Raw genomic sequence first — 4,724 nt, forward strand, 5'->3', positions numbered from 1 at the left:
ATCCGCGAGATGTCCTTCTGTGTGGCTGAATCCGACCCTAGAGAAGTCCTATTCTTCCACTACGACAGGGCATTTCGCCTTTATGACACTCTCAGCCGCTCATACCAATCGGTGCTTCCAGGTTAAGACGCTCGAGCACATCCGGCAGTTTGCCTATTCGCGGCGTGTCTCGCCGTATGCACTACTGGGCGCGGCCATCGCATACCGACTCGCGGAACTTCCACCAAATCACCAGTTACCGCCACTGGTCGGTGGTCACGGATCGTTGAACATCATGGTCGGTCTGGTTGCCGAGTCTGGTGGTGGTAAGAGCGCGGCGAAATCGGCTGCCCGTGAACTCGTCGGGACATCGGTGTTCACCACGGAACCTGGCTCTGGAGAGTCGCTGGCACACCTCTTCATGCGACGCGAGGGCAACAAACCCCCTGTGTGGGAACGTCGTTCGGTGCTCGCGTGGTGGGATGAGATCACGACATTGAAAGGCACTTCAGGGCGCAACGGTTCCACGATGCTGTCGAAGTTGTGCACCGCGTTTGTCGGGGAAGAGTTGGGCGCATCGCATGTAGACAAGGCGAAGTCGCTTCCGCTCGGTGACCACTCTTACCGGCTGTGTGTTCTCGCTGGAGTCCAGCAATCCCAATCTCATGTTCTACTCGCTGAGAAGGGGCAGGGGTTGCCGCAACGGTTCCTGTGGTTGCCGGCGACTGATGCCCGAATGCCTGAGCGCCGCCCCGACGATCCCGGATACCTTCCTGGACTTGGGGTACTGGATGCGCGGCAGGATGACCCAACGTTGCTCGGTGCCCGCGTGGTAGTTCCGGTGGCAGGGGTTGCTGAACGGGCTGTTGACGCCGAGCAACTGCGGAAGGCTCGCGGTGACATCTCGGACTCGCTGGACTCACATGCTCTGTTCGTGCAACTGAAGGTTGCGGCTGGGCTGTCGTTGTTGGAGCCGGATGTGTACGAGCCGAGGGTTTCCGAGGAAACGTGGGCGCTTGCTGATCATCTGATGGCGGTGTCCCGTGAGACGCGGGGGCTGATGGTGGCCCGCTTGCGGGAGAATCGTCGTGCTGAGGCTGTGGAGGCTGGCGAGTTCGAGGCTGATCGTGAGTCGGGTAAGACTGCCGCGTTGGGTCGTCATGACCGACTACGCAATTGGGTTCACCGGAAGTTAGAGGCAAAGGGTGCGATGACGTTGGGTGACCTCAAACGTTCGGCACAGAGCATCGATCGACCGTACGTCGCGGAAGCTGTGGCTTCTCTGGTGTCCGATGGCCTGGTGTCCGAGGTTGATGGACGCTACGACCGTGTTCTGAGTCCTGCGCTGGCCGGGTAGGGCTGATGTGGAGATGTGGAGATGTGGAGACGCTGTGCGCGTGGAGACGATCACATCTCCTTCTTGGAAGACAATTATATATATATTTCCTCTCTACCTGCGGTTTTACGTTTTCATGACTTTCTGTGTGGGGTGTGGATGGCATCTCGCAAGACCTCCACAAACACATTTCTCCACACACCTTTTCCCTGGGAGAATCTAATGCGCATCGCAAAGCACAACGCCCGACTCAAGGTTGACTACGACGACCCCGCTACTGGTCGCGTCTCTGAACGCCCCGTGATCATTCGAGCGGGCAACGCGTTCGACATGTTCCTCGCAATCGATGAAGCCGAGCGAGTCCGCGACGAATTGATAGCCGCTCTCGCGGTCTACGGACGATGACACCGAATGTCTAACACTCGCTGCACGTCTTCTCAGTGCAGTGAGTGCCCGTCCGGCGAGGACATCTGTTCCGCACCTGCGGTGCTCCCACCGGCTGCGCCGGTAGGCGATCTAACTTCTGAACACAATTGCCGGGTGTTGATGCACTGCTGCTGGTGAGTTCGGAAAAGCAGCCTGGACGAGTGCGGTGGATATGTCGCTGGTGGTTGATTCACCGCCCCCGGTGGATTAGACCACTGACTGCACCGGACGCGGATTCCCGGAATGGGGGGTTTGGGGGCACAGCCCCCGCCTTCTCCCGGCCTCTTTTGTCTTTCCGTGAAGGAGTTACGCCACATGAACAGGTGGGACACGGACGAGTGGCTGCACACCGACCGTGCCGTGACGTTCTCAGGACTCAGTGCGTTGCGCCTACGTGACCTCAGGATCGCCGGTGCCATCCAAGGCCGCAAATCCCGCGACTCCTGGTGGTACTCGCGAGAGTCGCTGCGCTCGTATGTTCAGTACCGCGAGTATCGCAAACGTGATCATTATGGCTGCGTCCACCCGTTGCGCTCGGCCGGCTGGAAGCTGATGCAAACAGACCCACCGCACACGGCGCAGCAAATCGCCAAACAGCTTGGTGTCACGCCACAAGCGGTGACCAACTGGCAGATCCAACTGTTGCACCATTACGCCCGACCCGAACTGTGGGACCGGAACACTGACCAGCAACTCGCCAAGCGTTTCGCAATGACCCACGGCACGGTTGCTCGCGCCCGTGAACGGTGGTCTAGGAAGCATCGCAAGAACGGCTGATTCGACCGCTGAGCCATTTTTACGGCCCACCCCATACTTTCCATCACTCCCACGCCTACGGGCGGTTAATCCGCGCAAGCGGAGAAGGAGACGCATGTTCCAATGTCTACAACTCGAATAGATATCCCCGTCTCGGGGAACTTTCCACCAATCCGTGTAAGCCTCTCGTCCCGCAACGGTGTTAACGGCGTACTCATCTGCCAGGGCGACCGCTGGATCTGGGCCGACATCGAGTCTTTTGACCACACGGTTGACATCATCGACGCAATGGTCGAGAACGATGAGGCCGAACTCGGCAAGCTGGGGAAACTCTTCCGGCACCAGCTGCCCCCAGCCACGACACCAGCGAAGTGGGTCCACTGATGGCCATGACCAGTCCAAGCGCAATCGGCGGAATCCGTGTTCTCGTGAAACGCCGAGGCAAGAAATACACCGAAATTTCGCGTGAACCCTACCGAATCCTGGTACCCCACGACATCGCACACGAGGTTGCTGATCTGCTGGTGGATGCCGCCGAACGGGGGGAATCATGGTCGTCCCGTCCGTGACCGGCGTACAGACCGAGCTACGTGTGGTGCACCTGCCCCGACTCGGCCACTGTGTGCGCATTCACCAGGGGACAGGCCGCACGGTGCATATCCCGGTGGACGCCGCATACAACGTCATTGACGCTATCGCTGATGGTGTTGACCGGCTGGAGAGACGGGGTGTGACATGAGGTTGCAGACCCGTGACTTCGCGGCGATCGTCCGACGAGTCGGTGTCCACCTGCTCGAGATCAACCTCGCAGGGCAGCGTTACCGGCTGACTGAGACGGAAGCCCGCATACTCGCTAATGACTTACTGAATACTGTTGAACCACAAGGGGATAAGCATGACTGATGTTCGATTCGATGTTCCGTTCTATGTTCGTGAAGCCCAGACCCGACTCATTGCCGTCACGGACGACCTGCGTCTACTGAAACTGCTCAACGACAAAGAACACGGGCAGGTCGAAGAGCTACTAGACCGTGCCGACCGGGCTGAAGCGTTGGGACTGTCCGCAGCCCGACGCACCGAAGATGAACGCGCCGACATCGCCAACAAGGTTGCTTCGGGCGAACTCGAGGTTGACGCCATCCACTCCGAAGCGGCCAAACTGCCCGAGAAACTGCACGTCGTGCGTATCGCTGAAACCGTCTACACGGCGTGTGTTCATAGCGCCGAACGGATTGCTTACGCCCACACTGCGGAAGCCCCAGCGATCCTCAATGAACACTTCGCGACGCTCGCAGCAGAAGCCGCCGACATCGCCGCAAAGCTCAACGGGGTAACCAGCGCCGAACAAGCCATCGAACGCAATGTCACGGACGAGTGGTTGGCGGTAGCTGACCTGATATCCACGAACATCACGCTTCGGGCAATCAGCGACCGGTTGCGGGAAGCTGGACGGTTGGTCCGCCCTGACGGCGATGGTGGCCCGTGGTGGCGATTCCGCACCCCCGCCAAGTTGGATCGGGGCGGATACCGTCGCACCCCCGTTGGCGTTGACCCTGATGGTGGCCGCGCAGCATTCCTCGCTGAGATGGCCGCTGGTCCGTATGTTCCCGCCAGCCGTGAAGAGGCAATGGCAGCAATGGCGGTGCATGATGCGGCAACGATCGCCTATCAGACTGGTGGTGTGAGTGCGTGAGGGATCTCGACCGTGTACGCGCTGCCGTCGCTGAGGTTGAACGTGACGATCGTGACATGAACCCTGGTCCACTCACCGGGTCCAATCATGCACGTGTCGCAGCGGCTGCACTGGAAGCCGAGCGCAGGCTCGAAATCTCCGATGGTCCAGCACTCCCCAGCAACTGGGAGGTGCGGGAAGCCCGAGCCGCTGAACGCGCCCAATACCCCGGACCAGGTGACGGGAAGGTGACCGCACCTCGAGGGCCGCACGTCGCAGCATGGTCGTACTCAGACCGCAGCATTGAACGTCAGCAAGCCGGCCTGGACTAGAACCACCCCCGAATAGAGCGCCTGTCGTGCGCTCCGAGCCCCCGACTACTGGTCCCCCTCTTCGCCAGTGGTCGGGGGTTTCGTCCTACCTAACGGCAATACCGTTCAGTTAGAGGGTTGTGCGGTATCGTGTCGGCGTGCCGCGTAGTGGATGGGTGAAGCCGGAGTCGGATCGTCGGCTGTCGGATCTAGTGTCGGTAGGGTTGCTGACCAGGGTGTTTCC

5 protein-coding genes are annotated in these 4,724 nt (G+C 59.9%); all 5 read left to right on the plus strand.

The genetic code is table 11. From position 1 onward, the window contains the following. A partial coding sequence (locus WAW17_RS28060; protein WP_422336131.1) for a hypothetical protein occupies positions 1-1,336 on the plus strand: 1,336 nt, incomplete at its 5' end. 201 nt (positions 1,337-1,537) lie between these two features. Further along, positions 1,538-1,720, plus strand: coding sequence for a hypothetical protein (locus WAW17_RS28065; RefSeq protein WP_422336132.1), 183 nt, complete (start codon positions 1,538-1,540; stop codon positions 1,718-1,720). Between the two features lie 336 nt (positions 1,721-2,056). Next, positions 2,057-2,518 (plus strand): hypothetical protein, encoded by a 462-nt coding sequence (locus tag WAW17_RS28070; RefSeq protein WP_422336133.1) that lies wholly within the window; start codon positions 2,057-2,059, stop codon positions 2,516-2,518. 368 nt (positions 2,519-2,886) lie between these two features. Further along, entirely contained in the window at positions 2,887-3,066 is a 180-nt protein-coding gene (locus WAW17_RS28075; RefSeq protein WP_422336134.1) for a hypothetical protein, read from the plus strand. Between the two features lie 326 nt (positions 3,067-3,392). Beyond that, entirely contained in the window at positions 3,393-4,190 is a 798-nt protein-coding gene (locus WAW17_RS28080) for a hypothetical protein (RefSeq protein ID WP_422336135.1), read from the plus strand. Positions 4,191-4,724 lie beyond the last annotated feature (534 nt).

Origin of the sequence: Rhodococcus sp. (in: high G+C Gram-positive bacteria), from assembly GCF_049286785.1 — a bacterium.
Classification (GTDB): domain Bacteria; phylum Actinomycetota; class Actinomycetes; order Mycobacteriales; family Mycobacteriaceae; genus Rhodococcus_F.